This window comes from Flavobacterium sp. XN-5 (assembly GCF_008033395.2).
Classification (GTDB): domain Bacteria; phylum Bacteroidota; class Bacteroidia; order Flavobacteriales; family Flavobacteriaceae; genus Flavobacterium; species Flavobacterium hiemivividum.
The window spans coordinates 208,607-229,277 of the sequence record NZ_VOGZ02000006.1; the positions used below are offsets into that span (position 1 = coordinate 208,607).

Genomic DNA, 20,671 nt, shown 5'->3' on the forward strand with positions numbered 1-20,671 from the left:
ACAAGTTATAAAATCCAAACCATCATGCTCAGCATGGTGGTTTTTTTTTGGTTTCTAACTTTCGATTAGAATGATTATAAACTTTGTAACTTTGCAATTCTAAAACTTTGTCCCTTATACAAATGAATTTCCAAGTAGTATCCGATTACCTGCCAAAAGGCGACCAGCCACGAGCCATTGAAAAATTAACTCAAGGAATAATTGATGGTGATAAATACCAGACATTATTAGGAGTCACTGGATCTGGTAAAACGTTTACTGTGGCTAATGTTATTCAAGAAGTACAAAGGCCTACACTAGTTTTAGCACATAATAAAACCTTGGCAGCTCAATTGTATTCAGAGTTCAAACAGTTTTTCCCTAACAATGCGGTTGAGTATTTTGTTTCTTATTACGATTACTATCAACCCGAAGCTTTTATGCCGGTCACAGGAGTATTTATTGAAAAAGACTTGTCTATCAATGAAGAGCTCGAAAAGATGCGATTAAGCACAACCTCTTCCCTACTCTCTGGTCGTCGAGATATTTTAGTGGTCGCTTCCGTTTCTTGTCTATACGGTATTGGGAATCCTGTGGAATTTCAGAAAAATGTTATTGAGATCGAAAGAGATCAAGTTATTTCAAGAACCAAATTACTTCACCAATTAGTTCAGAGTTTATATTCGCGTACAGAAGCAGATTTTACCCCGGGAAATTTCAGAATAAAAGGCGATACCGTCGAGGTCTATCCTAGTTATGCCGATGATGCTTTTCGAATTCATTTTTTTGGAGATGAAATCGAAGAGATTGAATCTTTCGATATAAAAAATGCAGCAGTTATTGAGAAATTCGAAAAACTGACCATTTACCCAGCCAATATGTTTGTGACTTCTCCGGATGTATTGCAAGGAGCAATTTGGGAAATCCAACAAGATTTAGTCAAACAAGTTGATTATTTCAAAGAAATTGGCAAACACCTGGAAGCAAAACGTTTAGAAGAACGTACAAATTTCGATTTAGAAATGATTCGAGAATTAGGTTATTGCTCTGGTATCGAAAATTATTCTCGCTACCTTGACGGAAGATTAGCAGGCACAAGACCATTTTGCTTATTGGATTATTTTCCAAAAGATTTCCTGATGGTTGTTGATGAAAGCCACGTCACACTTTCGCAAGTGCATGCCATGTACGGTGGTGACCGTAGCCGTAAAGAAAACTTAGTAGAATATGGTTTTAGACTTCCAGCTGCGATGGACAATCGTCCTTTGAAATTTGACGAATTTGAAGCTATGCAAAACCAAGTCATTTACGTATCAGCAACTCCAGCGGATTATGAATTACAAAAAACGGAAGGTGTAGTTGTAGAACAAGTCATCCGCCCTACAGGATTATTAGATCCCGTAATTGAAATTCGACCAAGTTTAAACCAAATCGATGATTTAATTGAGGAAATCCATGCACGAAGTGAAGTTGACGAGCGAGTTTTAGTAACCACTTTAACCAAAAGAATGGCCGAAGAATTAGCTAAATATTTAACAAAAGTCAATATTCGCTGCCGCTACATCCACTCAGATATTGATACTCTAGAGCGCATTGAAATCATGCAAGACTTAAGAAAAGGATTGTTTGATGTATTAATTGGAGTGAACTTACTTCGGGAAGGACTGGATCTACCGGAAGTTTCTCTTGTCGCCATTTTAGATGCCGATAAAGAAGGGTTCCTGCGTAGCCATCGTTCACTGACACAAACTATTGGCCGAGCTGCAAGAAATTTAAATGGAAAAGCAATTATGTATGCTGATAAAATTACAGCAAGTATGCAAAAGACTATTGATGAAACAACGTACCGTAGAACCAAACAAATCAATTACAATACAGAGAACAACCAAGTTCCACAAGCACTGAACAAAAAAATAGAAAGTGCTTTCACTAAAAATCCATTAGTTGATTACGAACTAGGATTAACTTTAGATACCGCCGCTGAAACTGAAACCGAATATTTATCGAAAGCAGAACTAGAAAAACGAATTCGTGAAAAACGAAAAGCAATGGAGAAAGCTGCAAAAGATTTAGACTTTATGCAAGCTGCAAAACTGCGTGATGACATCAAAAAATTACAAACACAACTTAGCTAATTTTGTTCCTCTTTATAAATTCGTACTAATACATCTTCAGTAATAGTAATAGTTGGCGCTTTTTCCATTTTCCTCAAAACTCGTTTGGTAGCATCTGGATTCAGCCCCATACTCATTCCAATTTGTTTAATTGCTGCTGCTTCTCGTACATACAAATTACCTTCACTATTCAATAATACTGCTAATCTATAAAATTGCTGAATCCTTTCTGACTCCTTCTTTTGCGAAAGTTTCGGTAATTTTTGATGGCATAAATCGTTAAAACCTCCTTTTTCGATATTCAACTCATTGGCAACTAGAAATAATAATTCGTATTCTTTCTTTTGCAAATGGCCATCAACGGTCGAAAACGCAATCATCTCTTTGAGCAGGCTCCTTTTTTCTTCGTTCATAATAATTAATTTTAGCTAAAATATGGATTTTAAAATTAAAACCCTAGAATAAGCAGTGATTCAACAAATCACATCAATTATATTATTTTTTTTTCATAATAACAGTAAAACCTTAATTAAAACACTAAACACTTACTAAAGGTCGTATTAAACACTTCGCAATCTAATGGGAGTTCACTACTTTTAGAGCTCCATTAAAAAAGTAGGAAACAAAAAAGAGAACCAAAATTGGTTCTCTTTACGTACTCTTATCTTGATCTGCTATTAATCATCCCAATCATCATCGTCGTGTTTTTTATGACCTTTTCCTTTATATTTTTTGTCATAATGCTTCCCGTTGTGGTATTTTTTATTCTTATAATTTTTCTCGTAATATCTTCGATCGTCATGCCATCTATCATCACAGTCTTCACGTTCTACATATATTACACGTTCCTCACGATATTCAACATTTCTCCTTTGTGGCTCATAGCCGCGTTCATACTGACCTGATATAACTACTGATGGAAGTCCGATGTTGACACCCACTGAAACTTGCGCATTTATCGTGCTTGAGGCAAAAAAGGCGATTCCTAGTATTGCAAGTACTTTTATATTTTTCATATGTTCTAAAATTTAAATTACAACTATCTTAACCCAAGCCAATAACTATGCCACTTAATTGTTCAACAAACAATGATAATTATTAAAGCCAACTGAAATCATTAACTACAAAAACTATACATACACATAATCAGGTATTTACAATCTTTAAATAAAATATAAAAAAAATATTAGTGCTAACAAGAACTACACATTCAGTTGTAAAATAAAATAATTACTATTTTTAGCTATAAAAACCCTTTTCAATGATTAAAAAACTACTTCCCACTCTTGCACTATTATTTTTCCTATCAAATACAATTGCTCAAGAAAGCACCGCCTCAAAACAAGTTTCTACTTTTACTATTGAAGCCCCAGAATTAAAAACCACAAAAAAAATATGGGTTTATCTTCCAAAGAATTACGAAACCTCCAAGAAAAATTATTCTGTTATTTACATGCACGACGCGCAGAATTTATTTGATGCTAAAACTTCCTATGCCGGCGAATGGAATGTTGACGAAAAGCTAGACAGTATAAATGCCCAGCTCATCGTAATAGGAATCGAACATGGGAATGAGAAACGAATGGACGAGCTGACTCCCTTTAAAAACGAAAAATATGGTGGCGGAAATGCCGATGCTTACCTTGAATTTATTGTCAACACCTTAAAGCCAGAAATTGACCAAACATACAGAACGAAGACTAAAAAGAAAAATACCCTAATAATGGGAAGCTCTCTTGGCGGATTAGTTTCGTATTACGCTATTTTGAAACATCCAAATGTATTCGGGAAAGCGGGAGTCTTTAGCCCTTCATTTTGGTTCTCCGATAAGATATTCGACTTAGCAGAAAGTACTAAAAAAATAAAAACTAAAATATATTTCATGTGCGGCGATAAAGAAAGCGAAGATATGGTTGCCGACATGAATAAAATGGAACATGTAGTAAACACGAAGCGATGTAGTTGTTTGCACTTAAATAAAAAGGAAATTATTAGTGGAGGCAAGCACAGCGAAAAATTATGGCGTGATGGATTTACAGAAGCCATTCTTTGGTTGGGATATTAACTAATTCACTATATTTATAAACTGTTTTCGCAACCGATTTACATAAAATTTTACATCCTCAATAAATTATGGAATTAATACTAAGAGCATACGACCTCAAACTTAAACATACGTTTACCATTTCAAGAGAATCGATCGATATGCAACCCTCGTTGATAGTGGAATTACAAAGCGAAGGGTTTTCGGGTTTTGGAGAAGCAACATCAAACCCTTATTACAAAACAACCGTTCCTGTTATGATCGACGATTTGAACATATTCCGATCTGTAATTGAATCTACCACTAATGAAACTCCCGAAGAATTTTGGGCAAAAATGCATCCTTATTTAAAAGAAGACATGTTTGCCTTATGCGCTTTGGACATGGCTTATACAGATTTGTATGCTCGAAAAAAAGGAAAGAAACTGTACGAGTATTGGAACTACAAGACAGAAAACAATCCGCTAACTGATTACACTATTGGAATTGCATCTATCGATAAAATGGTGTCAAAAATGAAGGAGTTGCCTTGGCCTATTTATAAAATCAAACTAGGAACCAAGGAAGATATTGCCATCGTTAAAGAACTTCGAAAACATACTGATGCTATTTTTAGAATTGATGCAAACTGTGGTTGGGGAGTTGAAGAAACCATCAACAATGCTGTAGAATTGAAAAAACTAGGCGTGGAATTCCTAGAACAACCTATGAAAGCAGATAATTGGGAAGGACACAAAGAAGTTTTTAAACATTCAGTTCTTCCAATAATAGCCGACGAAAGTTGTATTATCGAAGAAGATGTCGCTAAATGCCACAATCATTTTCATGGCGTAAATATAAAGTTAGTAAAATGTGGTGGTTTAACTCCGGCGCGACGCATGATTAAAGAAGCTAAAAAACTAGGTTTAAAAACAATGGTAGGATGCATGACGGAATCCTCTGTCGGAATCTCAGCTATTGCTCATTTATTACCGCAATTGGATTATGTCGATATGGACGGTGCGCTTCTTCTTGCAGAAGATATCGCAAATGGAGTGACCATCAAAAACGGAAAAATCAGCTATTCTGAGCTAAATGGAACTGGCGTTATTTTAAAATAATCTACAATGAAAATCAATCAGTTTCCAGATAGAATAATTGAGGTTAAAGACAAGAGTTATTTGTATTTTGGCGGAACAGCTTATTTAGGAATGCCAGCCAATACTGAATTCCAGCAGTTAATTGTAAAAAATATTCTTCGCTGGGGTTCTGCTTACGGAAGTTCCAGAAATTCAAACATACAACTTACAGCATACGAAAAAGGAGAACAATTTCTAACCGATTATATTAAAGCAGAAACCGTAGTCACTGTTTCTTCAGGAATGTTGGCTGCAAAATTAGTAATCGAAGAGCTTAGCGACACTACCGATGTTTTTTTTCACTTTCCCAATACTCACGCAGCGCTAAGAGTTCCTAATAGCTTGCCTTTTTTAATCGAAAACAAATTAAATCCTCGATTGTTAGATAGCGCAACTGAACGGATTACAATTTTGACAGATGCCGTGCCTAGCTTTCAAATAAAAGCTGTAGAACTTGCTGCCGTAGAATCCATTGTATCGAATAAAGAAATCACTCTGGTTATTGATGAATCGCATTCATTGGGTGTTTTAGGAAATAACGGCTGCGGAATTTATTCGTCTATTAACTGCAAAAATATCAAACGGAAGATTATGCTCGCTTCTTTAGGAAAAGCGATGGGCGTTACTGGAGGTGTAATTGCATCTGATCAATCCTTTATTAACCAAATAATGAACAATCCCTCCTTTGTATCAAGCGCAGGAATGAGTCCCGCTTTAATTGAAGCCTTGGGTGAAGCTGAGGAAATTTATAAAAGCCAACATTTAAAATTAAAAAACAATCTTAAATATATTGACAGCATATTATTAGAAAATAAAGGATTTCCCTTTAATCCTGAATATCCGGTAATCTACCCAGACATGCCCGGAATAAATGAAATATTCACTGCGAATAACATCGTTGTGACTAATTTTAAATATACTACCGATGGTAAAGATTTGAATAGAATCATATTTACAGCCAATCATACTAAAGAAGATTTGGATAAAATAATTCAAGTATTAAACGATAGCCAACAGAAAACTCAAAATTGATGTACAAATGCTTTAAAAACGTACCTTTGTAAAAAATTTAGAATATGATGACAAATAACGATATCTTCAAAAAATTACGCGTAGCCTTGATGTTACGTGACGACCAAATAGTTGAAATATTAGAATTGGTAGATTTTAGAATTACCAAGTCTGAATTAGGCGCTTTTTTCCGTGACGAAAAACATGAAAACTATATGGAATGTGGTGATCAGGTTTTACGTAACTTTTTAAATGCTTTGGTTATCCATTTGCGTGGAACAAAAGAAAATCCGAAAAACCCAAATGATGTTTTAGCAAAACACAAAGCTCAAATTCCAGCAAAAGATAGCACAAAAGAAAGACCCGAATTTAAAGCAAAACCAAGAGACGAAGAAAAGTCAAGAGGTGATCAAAGTCCTTCAAAATCAAGTTCAGCTACTAAAAAGCCTTCCAAAAAACAATACCCAAAAGGAAACGCAAAAGTGCAGGTAGTAGAAAAAGTGAAATACAATTTCGGTAAGGATAAAAAATAATCATTACATGAAAACAGCCTTAATTATAGGAAGTACTGGTTTAATAGGTTCCCATTTATTAGAACTTCTCTTAGCGAGTAATGACTATGAAAAAGTAATCACTTTTGTAAGAAGTGCATCCGAAATAAAGCATCCGAAATTAACGCAACATATTGTAGATTTTGATAAAATAGAAACCTATAAAGATTTAGTTCAGGGTGATGATTTCTTTTGCACCATTGGAACGACAATAAAAACAGCGGGAAGTAAAGAAGCCTTTCGAAAAGTCGATTTTGAATATCCAAGTCAGTTTGCGGCTTTGGCAGCTCAAAATAAGGTCAAACAATTCCTAATTATATCATCACTTGGAGCTGATGTAAATTCTGGTAATTTCTATCTGAAAACAAAAGGCGAGATGGAGGAGTTTCTTAAAAATTCTAGTTTCGAAAGCGTTTCTGTAGTACAACCTTCATTACTTTTGGGTGACAGAACTGAATTTAGAATGGCAGAAAAAGTGGGTGGTTTTTTCATGAAGGTTTTTTCCTTTCTATTTCTTGGAAAATTAAAAAAATACAAACCCATTGAAAGCACCGTTGTCGCAAAAGCACTTTTAAAAATCGCCCAAAGAAATAATAAAGGTTATAAAATATATGAATCAGATGTGATTCAAGAAATTGGAAAATAATACCAATTCAAAATCCTGAATGAAAGTTCAGGATTTTTTTATAAATTTCATTTATTGTAAAACATTTTAGCTCCACAAATATGAAACTATTCCTAACCCTTGCATTACTATTCATTACAGCACTATTTTTTGGACAAAACAATAAAATTAAAGAAGCAGCTATATTTCTTGATTCAGCTTTTATTTCTGGGGAAACAATGAAATACTTTAATCCTGACGAATTAGAGTCAGTAAATGTTATTAAAAATGATACTGTAATTAATAACATCTCCTATGTTGGACAAATTTATATTACTTCAAAAAATCCAAAAAAATATGCTTTTATAAGTTTAGAGCAAGTAAAATCTCAATTTACCAAAATAAAAAATAACGATGCGATTTATATGATAAATGGAGCATTTATTAAAGACAATTACAACACGTTCAAAATAGATAAAAACTATATCTTAAAGGTCGAAATCACCAATTCAACCGAGTTTTACAATTTAAGAAATAATGCATTCAAATTTAATATCATTAATATCTTGGTGAAAACCAACGAAAATTTAGACAATGAAAACAAGATTATATTAAGAGGCTATGAAGCGATTGGCACAAAATAACTTTTTTAAAAACAAAAAATCCTGTTTACCGAGGCAAACAGGATTTTTTTATATCTAATGATTTCTAATTAAGAAAGAGCTGCTTTTACTTGGTCAGCTGCTTCTTGGAATTCAACAGCCGATAAAATTGGCATTCCTGAATTATCAATTAATTCTTTTGCAATAGCTGCATTTGTACCTTGTAAACGAACAATGATTGGCACTTTAATAGCATCACCCATGTTTTTGTAAGCGTCAACAACTCCTTGTGCCACACGGTCACAACGAACAATTCCACCAAAAATATTAATCAAAATTGCTTTTACGTTTGGATCTTTTAAGATAATACGGAAAGCAGTTTCAACACGTTTTGCATCAGCCGTTCCACCTACGTCAAGAAAGTTTGCAGGCTCAAAACCAGCATACTTAATTAAATCCATAGTTGCCATTGCTAATCCAGCTCCGTTAACCATACATCCAACAGTTCCGTCAAGATCTACATAGTTTAATCCTACTTCTTTTGCCTCTACTTCGATTGGATTTTCTTCAAGAATATCACGCATCTCAGCATACGCTTTTTGTCTGTATAAAGCATTATCATCAATATTAACTTTAGCATCAACAGCTAAAATTTTATTGTCAGATGTTTTTAAAACTGGGTTAATTTCAAACATGGAAGCATCAGAACCGATATATGCATTGTATAAAGAGTCGATGAATTTCACCATTTCTTTAAAAGCATTTCCAGAAAGACCTAAATTAAAAGCAATTCTTCTTGCTTGAAAACCTTGAAGTCCAACAGAAGGATTAACTTCTTCATTAAAGATTAAGTGCGGAGTATGCTCTGCTACCTCCTCGATATCCATTCCACCTTCAGTAGAATACATGATCATATTACGACCTGTCGCTCTATTTAATAGAACAGATACATAAAACTCTGAAGTTTCACTTTCACCAGGATAATAAACATCTTCAGCAACTAAAACCTTGCGTACTTTTTTTCCTTCTGCAGAAGTCTGAGGCGTAACCAATTGCATTCCAATAATTTGTTCTGCAATTTCTTCTACTTGTTGTAAGTTTTTGGCAAGTTTTACTCCTCCACCTTTTCCACGTCCACCTGCATGAACCTGTGCTTTAATTACATACCAACTTGTTCCTGTTTCAGTAGTTAAATGTTTTGCAGCAGATACAGCTTCAACTGCATTATTAGCAACGATACCGCGTTGAATGCGAACTCCGTAACTAGCTAAAATCTCTTTTCCTTGATATTCGTGTATGTTCATAATATAGAATTTGTCTGGCTCCTGAATTTATTTCAGAATATAAGTGGCACAAAAATAGCAAAATTCATCTGAACAGAAAAATCTTTTACCTATTTAAATTTCTTATATTATAAGTTCCATAATAATTGTAAAATAACAGCGGAAATTAAGCTTTTCGAAAAATAAAAATAAATTAAAACAGTGATCCAAAAGTCACTATATCGTTTGAAATTAATTCCGTAAATTTGAACATACCCCTCCCATTTATCATTATATCGTCTCAATAGAAAAATCAGTTTACCAATATTGTAATTCAGCTATGCCTAAAAATGATTATTGACATTTATTTACCGTTATTCTAATTTTATAGCAAAAATTACCCGTTTTACCCCATTTCAATACATTAAACGCAATGAAATCTCTATTTTTGTATAAAAAAAATTATAAAGACATGAAAGTTAAAGAACAAGGCCTTTATTTGCCCGAATTTGAACATGATAACTGTGGCGCAGGATTTATTTGTAATTTAAATGGAATTAAATCTAATGACATTATACATAAAGCACTCGACATCTTAATTAAATTAGAGCATCGTGGTGCAGTAAGCGCTGATGGAAGAACAGGAGATGGAGCAGGAATTCTTTTTGATATTCCCCATGATTTTTTTAAAAAAGTATGTGACTTTACTTTTCCAGAAACGAGAGAATATGCAGTAGGAATGGTTTTTTTACCAAAAAAGGAAAACCAATCTGATTTTTGCAAAACTACTTTTGAAACTGCGATTCGCAATCAAAATTTGAATATCATCGGATGGAGAGATGTTCCTGTGGACGTTTCCAACCTTGGACAAATAGCAGCCGAAAAAGAACCAACAGTAAAACAAGTATTTATTGGTAAGAACGGTTTAGAACTAACCGAACAACAATTCAATGCCAAATTATTTGCAGCAAGAAAAATAGCCGAACATACAATTCTGAGTTCAAAAACTTCAGAAAGTCATATGTTTTATTTCTCTAGTTTATCAACCACTACTATAATATATAAAGGTTTATTAATGCCAGAAGACATTAGTAGATACTACACTGATTTAACCGATACCGATTTAGTTACTCGACTAGCTTTGGTTCACCAGCGTTTTTCCACTAATACTTTTCCTTCTTGGGAGTTAGCACAGCCTTTTAGGTACATGTGTCATAATGGTGAAATAAATACCCTTCGTGGAAATGTAAGTAGAATGCGTGCTCGTGAAGAGTTAATGCAAAGTGACGTATTTGGCGAGGATATTAAAAAATTGTTTCCTATAATATTAGACGGTAAATCTGACTCCGCTTCTATGGATATGGTTGTCGAATTGTTATTAATGACAGGACGTTCCTTACCTGAAGCTATGATGATGGTCGTTCCTGAAGCATGGGAAAAACACCAAACCATGTCCGACGATAAAAAAGCGTTCTACGAGTATAATGCTTGCATTATGGAACCATGGGATGGTCCTGCTTCTATTCCGTTTACGGATGGAAACGTGATAGGTGCACTTCTTGACAGAAATGGATTGCGTCCTTCACGCTACACACTTACAAAAGAAGGATTTGTGATTATGGCATCAGAAATAGGTGTTCTTGATATAAAGCCAGAAGATGTAGTCCAGCACGGCCGACTAGAACCAGGGAAAATGTTCCTTGTTGATATGAATGAAGGTCGAATTATAGAAGATGATGAAATCAAGAATGCTATTGTAACCAAACGTCCTTACAGAAAATGGCTAGACGAAAATTTACTACAACTATCACAAATACCATATACTAATAATAGCACTCCTACTGAAAAGGTAGATTTCGAAACGAGATTGCGATTATTTGGTTACACGATTGAAGATGTTAAGACCGTAATTACCCCGATGGGAGCAAAAGGCGCAGAGGTTATTAGTTCCATGGGGAATGATACTCCATTAGCTGTGCTATCAGACCAACCCCAACTTTTATATAATTATTTCAAACAATTATTCGCGCAAGTTACGAACCCACCTTTGGACGGAATTCGTGAAGAAATTATTACTGATGTTAGCTTAGCGATTGGAGGAGATTTCAACATTTTTGACATTGCTCCAAAGCATTGTAAAAAGTTAAAAATTCAGAATCCGGTAATTTCAAAAGAAGATTTAGATAAAATTAGAAATATTGACCATCCCGATTTCAAATCGGCGACGATCTCTACCTTATATGAAATAGAAAAAGGAGCAAATGGACTAGAGCGTGCGCTAGAAAAATGTGTTCAAGCAACTTTCAAAGCAGTACAAGAAGGATACAATATCATTATACTTTCAGATAGAGGGGTTAGCGACAAAAAGGCTCCAATACCAATGCTATTAGCTTGCTCTTACATTCATCATTCGCTGAATCTTCTAAAAGTTCGCTCTAAATTCGGAATTATAATTGAATCTGCAGAACCACGTGAACCACATCATTTTGCCCTTTTATTTGGATATGGTGCAAGTGCCATTAATCCTTATTTAGTAAATGAAATTATCCATGATCAAGTAGAGAAAGGATCCATTACAGGTATTACACCTGAATATGCAATTGCAAATTATAATAAAGGGATTGCAAAAGGGATTCTGAAAATCATGAATAAAATTGGTATCTCTACTTTACATTCGTATAGAGCTGCTCAAATTTTTGAAATTTTAGGTTTAAACAAAACTTTTTCTACTAAATATTTTCCCTATACTCCTTCCAGAATTGAAGGAATCGGTTTAATGGAAATCGAAAAAGAAATTAAAAAAAGATACCAGAAAGCATTCCCGAATTCAAAAGTTGCCAATCTATTGTCCCTAGAAATTGGAGGAATCTACAGATGGAGAAGAACCGGAGAAAAGCATATGTTTAACCCAACTACTATTGCTAAATTGCAACAAGCAGTTCGTTTAAACAGTCCTGAGAGTTACAAAGAATATTCAACTATGGTTAATGACCAAAGTAAAAACCTAATGACAATTAGAGGTTTATTCGAATTCAATAACTTGGATCCTATTTCAATTGATGAAGTAGAACCTTGGACAGAAATTGTAAAAAAATTCAAAACTGGCGCGATGTCTTATGGATCGATTAGCCAGGAAGCACATGAGAACTTGGCGATTGCCATGAACAGAATAGGTGGAAAAAGTAATTCTGGAGAAGGAGGGGAAGATCCTACCCGTTTTCAACAAGACATGAATGGCGATTCAAGAAATAGTGCTATTAAGCAAGTTGCTTCAGGAAGATTTGGAGTTTCTATTAACTATTTGACCAGTGCCAAAGAGATTCAGATAAAAATGGCGCAAGGGGCTAAACCAGGTGAAGGTGGTCAACTACCAGGCGAAAAAGTAGTGCCATGGATTGCAAAAGTTAGAAATTCAACTCCTTATGTTGGATTAATTTCGCCGCCTCCGCATCACGATATTTACTCTATTGAGGATTTATCCCAATTGATATTTGATTTAAAAAATGCTAATCGTGAAGCTCGCGTAAACGTTAAGTTAGTTTCTGAAGTAGGTGTTGGAACCATCGCTGCTGGTGTTGCAAAAGCAAAAGCGGATGTAATTTTGATTTCAGGTTACGACGGAGGAACTGGTGCTGCACCATTGACTTCCTTACAACATACTGGTATTCCTTGGGAACTTGGACTTGCCGAAGCACAACAAACACTAATATTAAATGATTTAAGAAGTCGTGTTGTATTAGAATGCGACGGACAATTAAAAACAGGACGTGATGTTGCCATTGCAGCCTTATTAGGAGCGGAAGAGTTTGGTTTTGCCACTGCTCCTCTAGTCGCATCAGGTTGTATTATGATGAGAGCTTGTCATTTAAACACATGTCCAGTTGGTATTGCTACTCAAGATCCTGAATTAAGAAAAAATTTCAAAGGAACACCAGAGCACATTATTAATTTTATGTATTTTATTGCCGAAGAGTTGAGAGAAATCATGGCGCAGTTAGGCTTTAGAACATTGAAAGAAATGGTAGGACAATCGCAAAAACTGAATGTCAACAAAGCCATCAAACATTATAAAGCAAGTGGTTTAGATTTATCTACTATTTTGTACAAACCAGAAAAAGCGAAAACGGTACCAAATCACAATACAACGACTCAAGATCATGCCTTAGAAAATGTACTTGATTTTGCAATCATAAAAGAAGCAATTCCTTCAATTTATAGAAAAGAAAAAACGAGAGTAACTTTTAAAATTAAAAATACAGACCGTTCTGTTGGTGCAATTTTAAGTAACGAAATCTCAAAAATATACGGTGCCCAAGGTTTGCCAGACGACACTATTCTTGTAGATTTTGAAGGTTCTGCTGGACAAAGTTTTGGTGCCTTTGCTACGAATGGATTGTCTTTTAAAATCCATGGTAACTGTAACGATTATTTAGGAAAAGGACTTTCTGGAGCTAAATTAATCATCAAAGTTCCTCCTACTGCAACGTTTAAACCCGAAGAAAATATTATTATTGGTAACGTAGCATTGTATGGCGCTATAACTGGTGAAGCCTATATTAATGGTATGGCCGGAGAACGATTCGCTGTAAGAAATTCTGGGGCAACAGCAGTTGTAGAAGGAATTGGGGATCATGGATGTGAATACATGACCGGAGGTACAGTAGTTGTTTTAGGTAAAACAGGAAGGAATTTTGCTGCTGGTATGAGTGGTGGTGTTGCTTACGTTTTTGATGAGAAAAAACAATTCGAAAATGGTTTATGCAATATGGAAATGGTAGCCTTAGAAACATTGGAAGAAGAAGATTTGACAAAGCTAAGACGATTAATCAAAAATCACTCGATGTATACTAACAGTCCGTTAGCCTCAAGAATCTTGAAAGATTGGGAAAACCAACAAAAACATTTCATCAAAGTAATGCCTACTGATTATAAAATAGCATTGCAACGATTAGCAGAAGAAAAGAAAATTGAAGAATTAATAGCATAAGTCATGGGAAAGATAGGTGGATTTAAAGAATACAATAGAACTGACGAAAGTAATATAGAAGTAAAGGATCGTGTCACAAATTATAATGAGTTTACAATTCCTTTATCGAAAGATAAAATTAAAGAACAAGGATCGAGATGTATGGATTGTGGAATTCCATTTTGCCATAGCGCATGTCCATTAGGCAATTTGATTCCTGACTTTAACGATATGGTTCATCAGGAAGAATGGCAAAGTGCTTTAGAGATTTTACAATCGACAAATAATTTTCCTGAATTTACAGGTCGCTTATGCCCTGCCCCATGTGAAAAATCATGTGTATTAGGTATTATCGAAGAACCTGTAGCAATTGAAAATATTGAAAAAAACATCATCGAAAGAGGTTTTGCAGAAGGATGGATCAAACCACAAACTCCATTAAAACGAACTGGTAAAACAGTAGCTGTGATTGGCTCTGGACCTGCTGGATTAGCTGCTGCTCAGCAATTAAACAGAGCAGGACACACTGTAACTGTTTTTGAAAGAGATAATGCTATTGGGGGATTATTGCGCTACGGAATTCCGAATTTTAAATTAGAAAAAGGAATAATTGACCGACGTGTTCTAATATTAGAAGCCGAAGGAATCGTTTTTAAAACGAACGTAAATGTTGGAGTAAACTATAGTGTAGAACAATTGAATGAATTTGACTCAATCGTATTGTGCGGTGGAGCTACCGAAAGAAGAAGCTTACCTACTAAAGGAATTGAAACAAAAGGTGTTGTTCAGGCAATGGACTTTTTAACTCAGCAAACTAAAGTAGTTTACGGAGAAGTTATTCCTGACCAAATCAAAGCGACTGCGAAAGACGTTATCGTAATTGGTGGTGGAGATACAGGTTCTGACTGTGTAGGAACTTCAAACAGACACGGAGCAAAATCGGTTACTAATTTCGAAATTATGCCTAAACCACCAGTTGGAAGAAGCGAAACTACACCTTGGCCTTTCTGGCCTTTGCAATTAAAAACATCCTCTTCGCATGAAGAAGGTTGTGATAGAAACTGGTTAATCAATACCAAAGAATTTATTGCAAATGAAGAAGGAGAATTGGTAGGATTAAAAACTGTAGAAGTAGCTTGGAAAATGACTCCAGGACAACGACCAGAATTAGTCGAAAAGGAAGGCTCTGAGAAAACATGGCCTTGTGATTTGGCTTTACTTGCTCTTGGATTTACAGGTCCTGAAAAAACCTTAAGTGACCAACTGGGATTAGAAATAGATATGCGTAGCAATTATAAAGCAAAAAATTATCAAACAAATGTCCCGCACATCTTCACCGCTGGTGATATGCGAAGAGGACAATCTTTAATTGTTTGGGCAATCTCCGAAGGCCGTGAAGCAGCAAGAGAAGTTGATAATTATTTGATGGGCTACACTAATTTACCTACAAAAGGGAATGGTGATTTACCAGGTCTATAAATGATACTACTATTGAAAAGTGGCTGTCAGATTTTTTTTTCTGACAGCCATTTTTATTTGAAGGTATCAATAATTCACACTAGGTCAGATTTATGCCAACTATTTCAATTTTAGATCGCCTTATTTAAGAATGTTGAATCTAATTAAGTAAAACGTACTTAATGTTGTATTTGTAACTTTTTGTTACAAATTGTTAGAATTTAAATATTCCCTTGTTATATCAATAAAGAATAATAAATTTGCTAAAAAATAATAACGATGCAATCAAAAGATCTACTACAATTAGCCGAACAATTTGGAAGTCCAATTTATGTTTACGATGCCGAAAAAATAAAATCTCAATACAATAGATTAACTAAGGCATTTTCTAAGGTAGAAAAGTTGCGTATCAATTATGCCATGAAAGCATTGTCTAATATTGCGATACTTCAACTATTAAAAGAAATGGGATCTGGACTTGATACGGTGTCTATACAAGAAGTTCAATTAGGTCTTCATGCTGGATATGATCCAGAGAAAATATTTTACACTCCAAACGGTGTTTCTCTTGAAGAAATTGAAGAGGTACACGCTATGGGAGTTCAAATCAATATTGACAATCTGTCTATACTAGAGCAATTTGGTGCAAAACATCCTAATGTGCCGGTTTGTATTCGTATCAATCCTCATGTAATGGCGGGTGGTAACACTAACATATCGGTAGGACATATCGATAGTAAATTCGGAATTTCTATCCATCAATTGCCTCATTTAGTTCGAATTGTAGAAAATACAAAAATGAACATCGTAGGTATACACATGCATACAGGTTCAGATATTCTTGACATCGAAGTATTTTTATATGCTGCCGAAATTTTATTCGACGCAGCCAAAAACTTTAAAAACCTTGAATTTCTAGATTTCGGTAGTGGATTTAAAGTGCCATACAAAAAAGATGATATCGAAACTGATATTGAAGAGTTAGGTAAAAAATTATCTAAAAGATTCAACGCTTTTTGTACTGAATACGGGAAAGAGTTAACTTTAATATTCGAGCCAGGGAAATTTTTGGTAAGTGAAGCAGGCTCCTTTTTAGTGAAAGTGAATGTAATCAAACAAACAACTTCGACTGTTTTCGCTGGAGTTGATAGTGGTTTCAATCATTTAATTCGTCCAATGCTATATGGCTCACAGCACCATATCGAAAACATTTCTAATCCTAAGGGAAAAGAACGATTCTATTCGGTTGTAGGTTATATATGTGAAACAGATACATTTGCTAATAATAGAAGAATTTCAGAAATTAAAGAAGGCGACATATTAAGTTTTAAAAATGCAGGTGCATACTGTTATTCTATGGCATCTAACTACAACTCAAGATACAGACCAGCTGAAGTATTATGGATGAACGGCGAAGGGCATTTAATACGAGCTCATGAAACCTTTGAAGATTTACTTAAAAATCAAATTCCACTTCCCGTAACAACGGCAATAATCTAAAACAACAATCCCATTCGTTAGTCCGAATGGGATTTTTTTTTATCAAAAAAAGCAATCGAAAAACATATTTACCCAAAAATAATCAGTTCTTAACATACTAAATGAAGTAGTTTATTTACATTTGAATTTCTTACAAAAAAAATCAAAAACAATGGATAGACGGAAATTTTTCAAAAACGGTTCTTTATTTGCTATTGGAGCGACCATATTAAATCCTTTCGAAGGAAATGCAAAAGAACTTGATTTTGACACTTTAAAAAAGAATACAAAAGCAAAAAATATCATTGTGATTGTTAGCGATGGAATGAGCATTGGTACACTAAACATGGCTGATATCTACCTCAATAGAAAAACTGGAAAAGGGAGTAACTGGATTCAATTATATAAAGACAATAAAGTAACTCGAGGTTTGATGGATATGGCTTCGGCATCATCAATCGTTACTGATTCTGCAGCAGCAAGTTCTTCGTGGGGAAGTGGTTTCCGTGTAAAAAATGGTTCTTTAAATGTTGGTGTAAACGGAGAAGACTACCTTCCAATTTGGCAGAAATTTAAAAAAGCTGGAAAAATGGCGGGTTGTGTGACTACCGTTCCTATTACTCATGCCACACCTGCTGGATTTTGTGTTGCTTCAAAAAGCAGAAATAGTCAGGATAGTATTGCCGAAATGTATCTTGACCTGAAATTTGATATTATGATGGGTGGTGGAAATAACTATTTTTCTTCTGAAAGCCGCAAAGATAAACGGGATCTGTATCAAGAGTTTTCTAACAATGGATTTTCTGTAGTAAAAAACAAAAGTGAAATGTTTGCTTGCGGTAATAGCAAACCTATTCTTGGCGTATTTTATAACGATGGATTACCCTATTCTAAAGATAGAGAAAGTAGTAAAGAATTAACTGGAACTATTCCTACATTAGCAGAAATGGCACAACGTGCTATTGATAAAATGAAAAATCATCCCAATGGTTTTGTACTTCAAGTAGAAGCTGGAAAAGTGGATTGGGCGGCACATGGAAACGATATTACAGGTCTACTTTACGATCAAGTAGCACACGATGAAGTTGTAAAACTTGCTATTGATTTTGCTGAAAAAGACAAAAACACCCTTGTAATTATTACCACTGACCATGGAAATGCCAATCCGGGAATTATCTACGGTAGAGATGCAGATGCTAATTTTGATAGTATCCAAAATTACAAACAAACTAATGAATGGATTTTAAATGGAATTGGCCAAGAAACTACAGTTTCTCAGTTAATTGACAGAATCGAATACGCAAATAAAACAATTCTAAAACAGGACGAAGCTAAGGAAATTTTAAATTTTTATTCGAATATAAAATTAGAAGAAGGTCTTTATAATCCTAGACATTTGCCTTTCAAACTACTAGCTGATATTCAAAAGAAATACAATTCAGTTGGCTGGATTAGTATGGATCATTCTGCTGATTATAGTGAACTAGCGATGTATGGTCCTGGAAGTGATCTATTGAAGCCTTTCATTAAAAATACGGACTTACATTATTTAATGTTAGAAGCTGCTGAAGTAGAAAATAAATTTTAGCATCTATTTAAGTTACAAGCTAAAAAAACTCCTATCTCATTCAAAGACAGGAGTTTTTTTTTAATTACACAGCAAAAAAAATATAATAATTTAATTTTTTTCTAAAAGCGTTTCCAATACTTCTGCTTCTGTTCCATTGGTAAAAGGAATCTTCAACATCTGCGAAAGTGTAGGTGCAATTTGCGTAATATATTTTTTAGAGTGTAATTCTCCCTTTGGCACTTGCCATCCATAAAAAAGTAATGGCACATGTGTATCATAACTATTAGGCGAACCATGTGTAGTCCCAGTTGCTTGATATTGCATATACCCCGTCTTATCCAGAATGACAATCTCGCCATTCTGTTTAGGATCATACCCCTTAGAAATAAAGCTTAAAAAATAATCATCACCAGAAGAAGCTAAAATTTCCTCTTCAGTATATACTCTTTTTACTTGTTCTTGCGTCATCAAAAATTCTTTGAAGCTTTGTTTCACCTTCGTTAAATCTAAAACTTTCTGTTTTATAATTTCTTTATTGAAAAACAGATTAAAATTCGAATAATCCAATATTAAATCAGCACCAAAAGTTTCATTAGAATATTTTTTTAATCCCGTAACGATATCTTTTGAAGGAATATTTTTTACATTGTATTTATTATCCTTCAAATAATTTGGATTCTCAGCTCCAGCGTGATCTGCAGTCAGAAAAAGCAGATAATTATCCTTTCCCACTGTCTTGTCTAAATAGTTTAAAAATTGAGCTAATGTTTGATCTAAACGCAAATAAGTATCCTGTAATTCCATAGAACGTGGACCAAAAGTATGACCTACATAATCTGTGGACGAAAAACTAACAGTTAGAAAATCCGTGATATCATCTTTGCCCAACTCTTCTTTTTCTATAGCTTTCATCGCTAACTCAGCCAAAATATCATTTCCAAAAGGTGTACTTCTTAAAACATCAGCTCCCCTTTCTTTATATATCTTACTCAAATCGTATGGAAAAACAGGCGCATTAGTTTTATCTAATTTCCCTTCATACGGATTATCGTCAGCAAGGCTTTCATTATAAGTAGCAATGGGTTTCAATAAATCCCAACCTTTATTAATATAATTCATGTATCTTTTTTCTTGGTTGAATTCGGTTACCCAATCCGGTAATGCATCACCATAAAAAGTACTAGAGATAAAAGCACCTGTTTTACTATACCAAAATGCCCAGTTGGCAAAATGCCCTGCAGGCAAAATTGCACCACGATCTTTTACACTTAATCCAATTACTTTTCCTTTAAAATTAGTTGCCATTCGCAACTCATCAGTAATGGTAGTACTTAATAAATTTTTAGGAGACATTGCCCCTTCTTCTTCTGTACCGTTGCCTATTGTTTTAACAGATTTATCTTCGGTACAATACATGTCTTTTCCGATAGCTTTATTAAACCAATCATTTCCAACAATACCATGTGTGGAAGGTGTGGCACCAGTATAAATACTTGCGTGACCGGGAGCAGTATACGTTGGCACATAATTATAATGCATATTATGAAAGGCATATCCATTATTCATCAATCTTTTAAAACCATTTGTGGAAAAATCTTCCGAAAAGCGATATAGATATTCCATTTTCATTTGGTCAACCACTATTCCTACCACTAATTTAGGGCGTTGTTGCGCTTGAATTGTAAGAACAAAGCTTAAAAGTAAATACAAAAATATTTTTTTCATAATCAAATTTTTTGATAACAAAAATACCCATAAACTTTAATAAAGATTAAGAAAAAACCCAATCATTTTTTATTAAAATCAGATTTTTATCGAAAAAAACTTAAAAACAAAAAACCTATTCAAATCAATGAATAGAACATATATACCAGATTCCAAGTTAGAATCCGATTTAAAACAAAAAAGCCTAT

Annotated in this window: 15 protein-coding genes; 11 read left to right on the forward strand and 4 right to left on the reverse strand. The window is 34.4% G+C overall.

Features of this window, described 5'->3' with window-relative positions; genetic code table 11:
• The first annotated feature begins 122 nt into the window (after positions 1-122).
• A complete protein-coding gene (uvrB, locus tag FQU23_RS11940) occupies positions 123-2,114 on the forward strand; it encodes an excinuclease ABC subunit UvrB (protein ID WP_147674020.1) in 1,992 nt (663 codons plus the stop codon).
• On the opposite strand, the gene FQU23_RS11945 is transcribed toward uvrB, so the two are convergent.
• Together FQU23_RS11945 and FQU23_RS11950 are read right to left on the reverse strand one after the other, a co-directional pair.
• Complete coding sequence (locus FQU23_RS11945) at positions 2,111-2,506, reverse strand: excinuclease ABC subunit B (protein ID WP_147674021.1); 396 nt, start codon at positions 2,504-2,506, stop codon at positions 2,111-2,113. The two genes, uvrB and FQU23_RS11945, sit on opposite strands and share 4 nt — an antisense overlap.
• Before the next feature lie 264 nt (positions 2,507-2,770).
• Positions 2,771-3,109, reverse strand: a complete 339-nt coding sequence (locus tag FQU23_RS11950) for a hypothetical protein (protein ID WP_147674022.1) — start codon at positions 3,107-3,109, stop codon at positions 2,771-2,773.
• 245 nt (positions 3,110-3,354) lie between these two features.
• Between FQU23_RS11950 and FQU23_RS11955 the strand changes: the two genes are divergently transcribed.
• From FQU23_RS11955 to FQU23_RS11980, 6 genes are all read left to right on the forward strand, one after another.
• Positions 3,355-4,158 (forward strand): alpha/beta hydrolase, encoded by an 804-nt coding sequence (locus FQU23_RS11955; protein ID WP_147674023.1) that lies wholly within the window; start codon positions 3,355-3,357, stop codon positions 4,156-4,158.
• Positions 4,159-4,226: 68 nt separating this feature from the next.
• The gene (locus FQU23_RS11960; RefSeq protein WP_147674024.1) at positions 4,227-5,237 is read left to right on the forward strand and encodes a dipeptide epimerase; all 1,011 of its coding nucleotides are present in this window, start codon (positions 4,227-4,229) and stop codon (positions 5,235-5,237) included.
• A 6-nt stretch (positions 5,238-5,243) separates the two neighbouring features.
• Positions 5,244-6,287, forward strand: a complete 1,044-nt coding sequence (locus FQU23_RS11965) for an aminotransferase class I/II-fold pyridoxal phosphate-dependent enzyme (RefSeq protein ID WP_147674025.1) — start codon at positions 5,244-5,246, stop codon at positions 6,285-6,287.
• A 47-nt stretch (positions 6,288-6,334) separates the two neighbouring features.
• On the forward strand, positions 6,335-6,799 hold the full coding sequence (locus FQU23_RS11970) for a DUF1456 family protein (RefSeq protein ID WP_147674041.1): 465 nt from the start codon (positions 6,335-6,337) through the stop codon (positions 6,797-6,799).
• A 7-nt stretch (positions 6,800-6,806) separates the two neighbouring features.
• A complete protein-coding gene (locus tag FQU23_RS11975; protein WP_147674026.1) occupies positions 6,807-7,463 on the forward strand; it encodes an oxidoreductase in 657 nt (218 codons plus the stop codon).
• 80 nt (positions 7,464-7,543) lie between these two features.
• A complete protein-coding gene (locus FQU23_RS11980) occupies positions 7,544-8,065 on the forward strand; it encodes a hypothetical protein (RefSeq protein ID WP_147674027.1) in 522 nt (173 codons plus the stop codon).
• Between the two features lie 68 nt (positions 8,066-8,133).
• On the opposite strand, the gene sucC is transcribed toward FQU23_RS11980, so the two are convergent.
• Positions 8,134-9,327 carry an ADP-forming succinate--CoA ligase subunit beta gene (gene sucC / locus FQU23_RS11985; RefSeq protein ID WP_147674028.1) on the reverse strand — a complete coding sequence of 398 codons (1,194 nt, stop codon included), beginning with the start codon at positions 9,325-9,327 and terminating at the stop codon, positions 8,134-8,136.
• A gap of 430 nt (positions 9,328-9,757) precedes the next feature.
• On the opposite strand from sucC, the gene gltB reads away from it, so the two are divergent.
• From gltB to FQU23_RS12005, 4 genes are all read left to right on the forward strand, one after another.
• The gene (gene gltB / locus FQU23_RS11990; protein ID WP_147674029.1) at positions 9,758-14,272 is read left to right on the forward strand and encodes a glutamate synthase large subunit; all 4,515 of its coding nucleotides are present in this window, start codon (positions 9,758-9,760) and stop codon (positions 14,270-14,272) included.
• A 3-nt stretch (positions 14,273-14,275) separates the two neighbouring features.
• The gene (locus FQU23_RS11995; protein ID WP_147674030.1) at positions 14,276-15,730 is read left to right on the forward strand and encodes a glutamate synthase subunit beta; all 1,455 of its coding nucleotides are present in this window, start codon (positions 14,276-14,278) and stop codon (positions 15,728-15,730) included.
• A 258-nt stretch (positions 15,731-15,988) separates the two neighbouring features.
• Entirely contained in the window at positions 15,989-17,209 is a 1,221-nt protein-coding gene (gene lysA, locus FQU23_RS12000; RefSeq protein ID WP_147674031.1) for a diaminopimelate decarboxylase, read from the forward strand.
• A gap of 151 nt (positions 17,210-17,360) precedes the next feature.
• Complete coding sequence (locus FQU23_RS12005; protein ID WP_147674032.1) at positions 17,361-18,776, forward strand: alkaline phosphatase; 1,416 nt, start codon at positions 17,361-17,363, stop codon at positions 18,774-18,776.
• Positions 18,777-18,866: 90 nt separating this feature from the next.
• Here FQU23_RS12005 and pafA read toward each other — a convergent pair whose 3' ends face one another.
• Positions 18,867-20,483, reverse strand: coding sequence for an alkaline phosphatase PafA (gene pafA, locus FQU23_RS12010; protein ID WP_147674033.1), 1,617 nt, complete (start codon positions 20,481-20,483; stop codon positions 18,867-18,869).
• Between the last annotated feature and the right edge of the window lie 188 nt (positions 20,484-20,671).

Excerpts from the sequence above, each read along its gene's own strand:
- pafA (WP_147674033.1), bottom strand. The coding sequence starts at position 20,483 with ATGAAAAAAATATTTTTGTATTTACTTTTAAGCTTTGTTCTTACAATT.
- FQU23_RS11980 (WP_147674027.1), top strand. The coding sequence starts at position 7,544 with ATGAAACTATTCCTAACCCTTGCATTACTATTCATTACAGCACTATTT.
- FQU23_RS11955 (WP_147674023.1), top strand. The coding sequence starts at position 3,355 with ATGATTAAAAAACTACTTCCCACTCTTGCACTATTATTTTTCCTATCA.
- lysA (WP_147674031.1), top strand. The coding sequence starts at position 15,989 with ATGCAATCAAAAGATCTACTACAATTAGCCGAACAATTTGGAAGTCCA.
- FQU23_RS11965 (WP_147674025.1), top strand. The coding sequence starts at position 5,244 with ATGAAAATCAATCAGTTTCCAGATAGAATAATTGAGGTTAAAGACAAG.
- uvrB (WP_147674020.1), top strand. The coding sequence starts at position 123 with ATGAATTTCCAAGTAGTATCCGATTACCTGCCAAAAGGCGACCAGCCA.
- gltB (WP_147674029.1), top strand. The coding sequence starts at position 9,758 with ATGAAAGTTAAAGAACAAGGCCTTTATTTGCCCGAATTTGAACATGAT.
- FQU23_RS11995 (WP_147674030.1), top strand. The coding sequence starts at position 14,276 with ATGGGAAAGATAGGTGGATTTAAAGAATACAATAGAACTGACGAAAGT.
- FQU23_RS11975 (WP_147674026.1), top strand. The coding sequence starts at position 6,807 with ATGAAAACAGCCTTAATTATAGGAAGTACTGGTTTAATAGGTTCCCAT.
- FQU23_RS12005 (WP_147674032.1), top strand. The coding sequence starts at position 17,361 with ATGGATAGACGGAAATTTTTCAAAAACGGTTCTTTATTTGCTATTGGA.
- FQU23_RS11945 (WP_147674021.1), bottom strand. The coding sequence starts at position 2,506 with ATGAACGAAGAAAAAAGGAGCCTGCTCAAAGAGATGATTGCGTTTTCG.
- FQU23_RS11970 (WP_147674041.1), top strand. The coding sequence starts at position 6,335 with ATGACAAATAACGATATCTTCAAAAAATTACGCGTAGCCTTGATGTTA.
- sucC (WP_147674028.1), bottom strand. The coding sequence starts at position 9,327 with ATGAACATACACGAATATCAAGGAAAAGAGATTTTAGCTAGTTACGGA.
- FQU23_RS11950 (WP_147674022.1), bottom strand. The coding sequence starts at position 3,109 with ATGAAAAATATAAAAGTACTTGCAATACTAGGAATCGCCTTTTTTGCC.
- FQU23_RS11960 (WP_147674024.1), top strand. The coding sequence starts at position 4,227 with ATGGAATTAATACTAAGAGCATACGACCTCAAACTTAAACATACGTTT.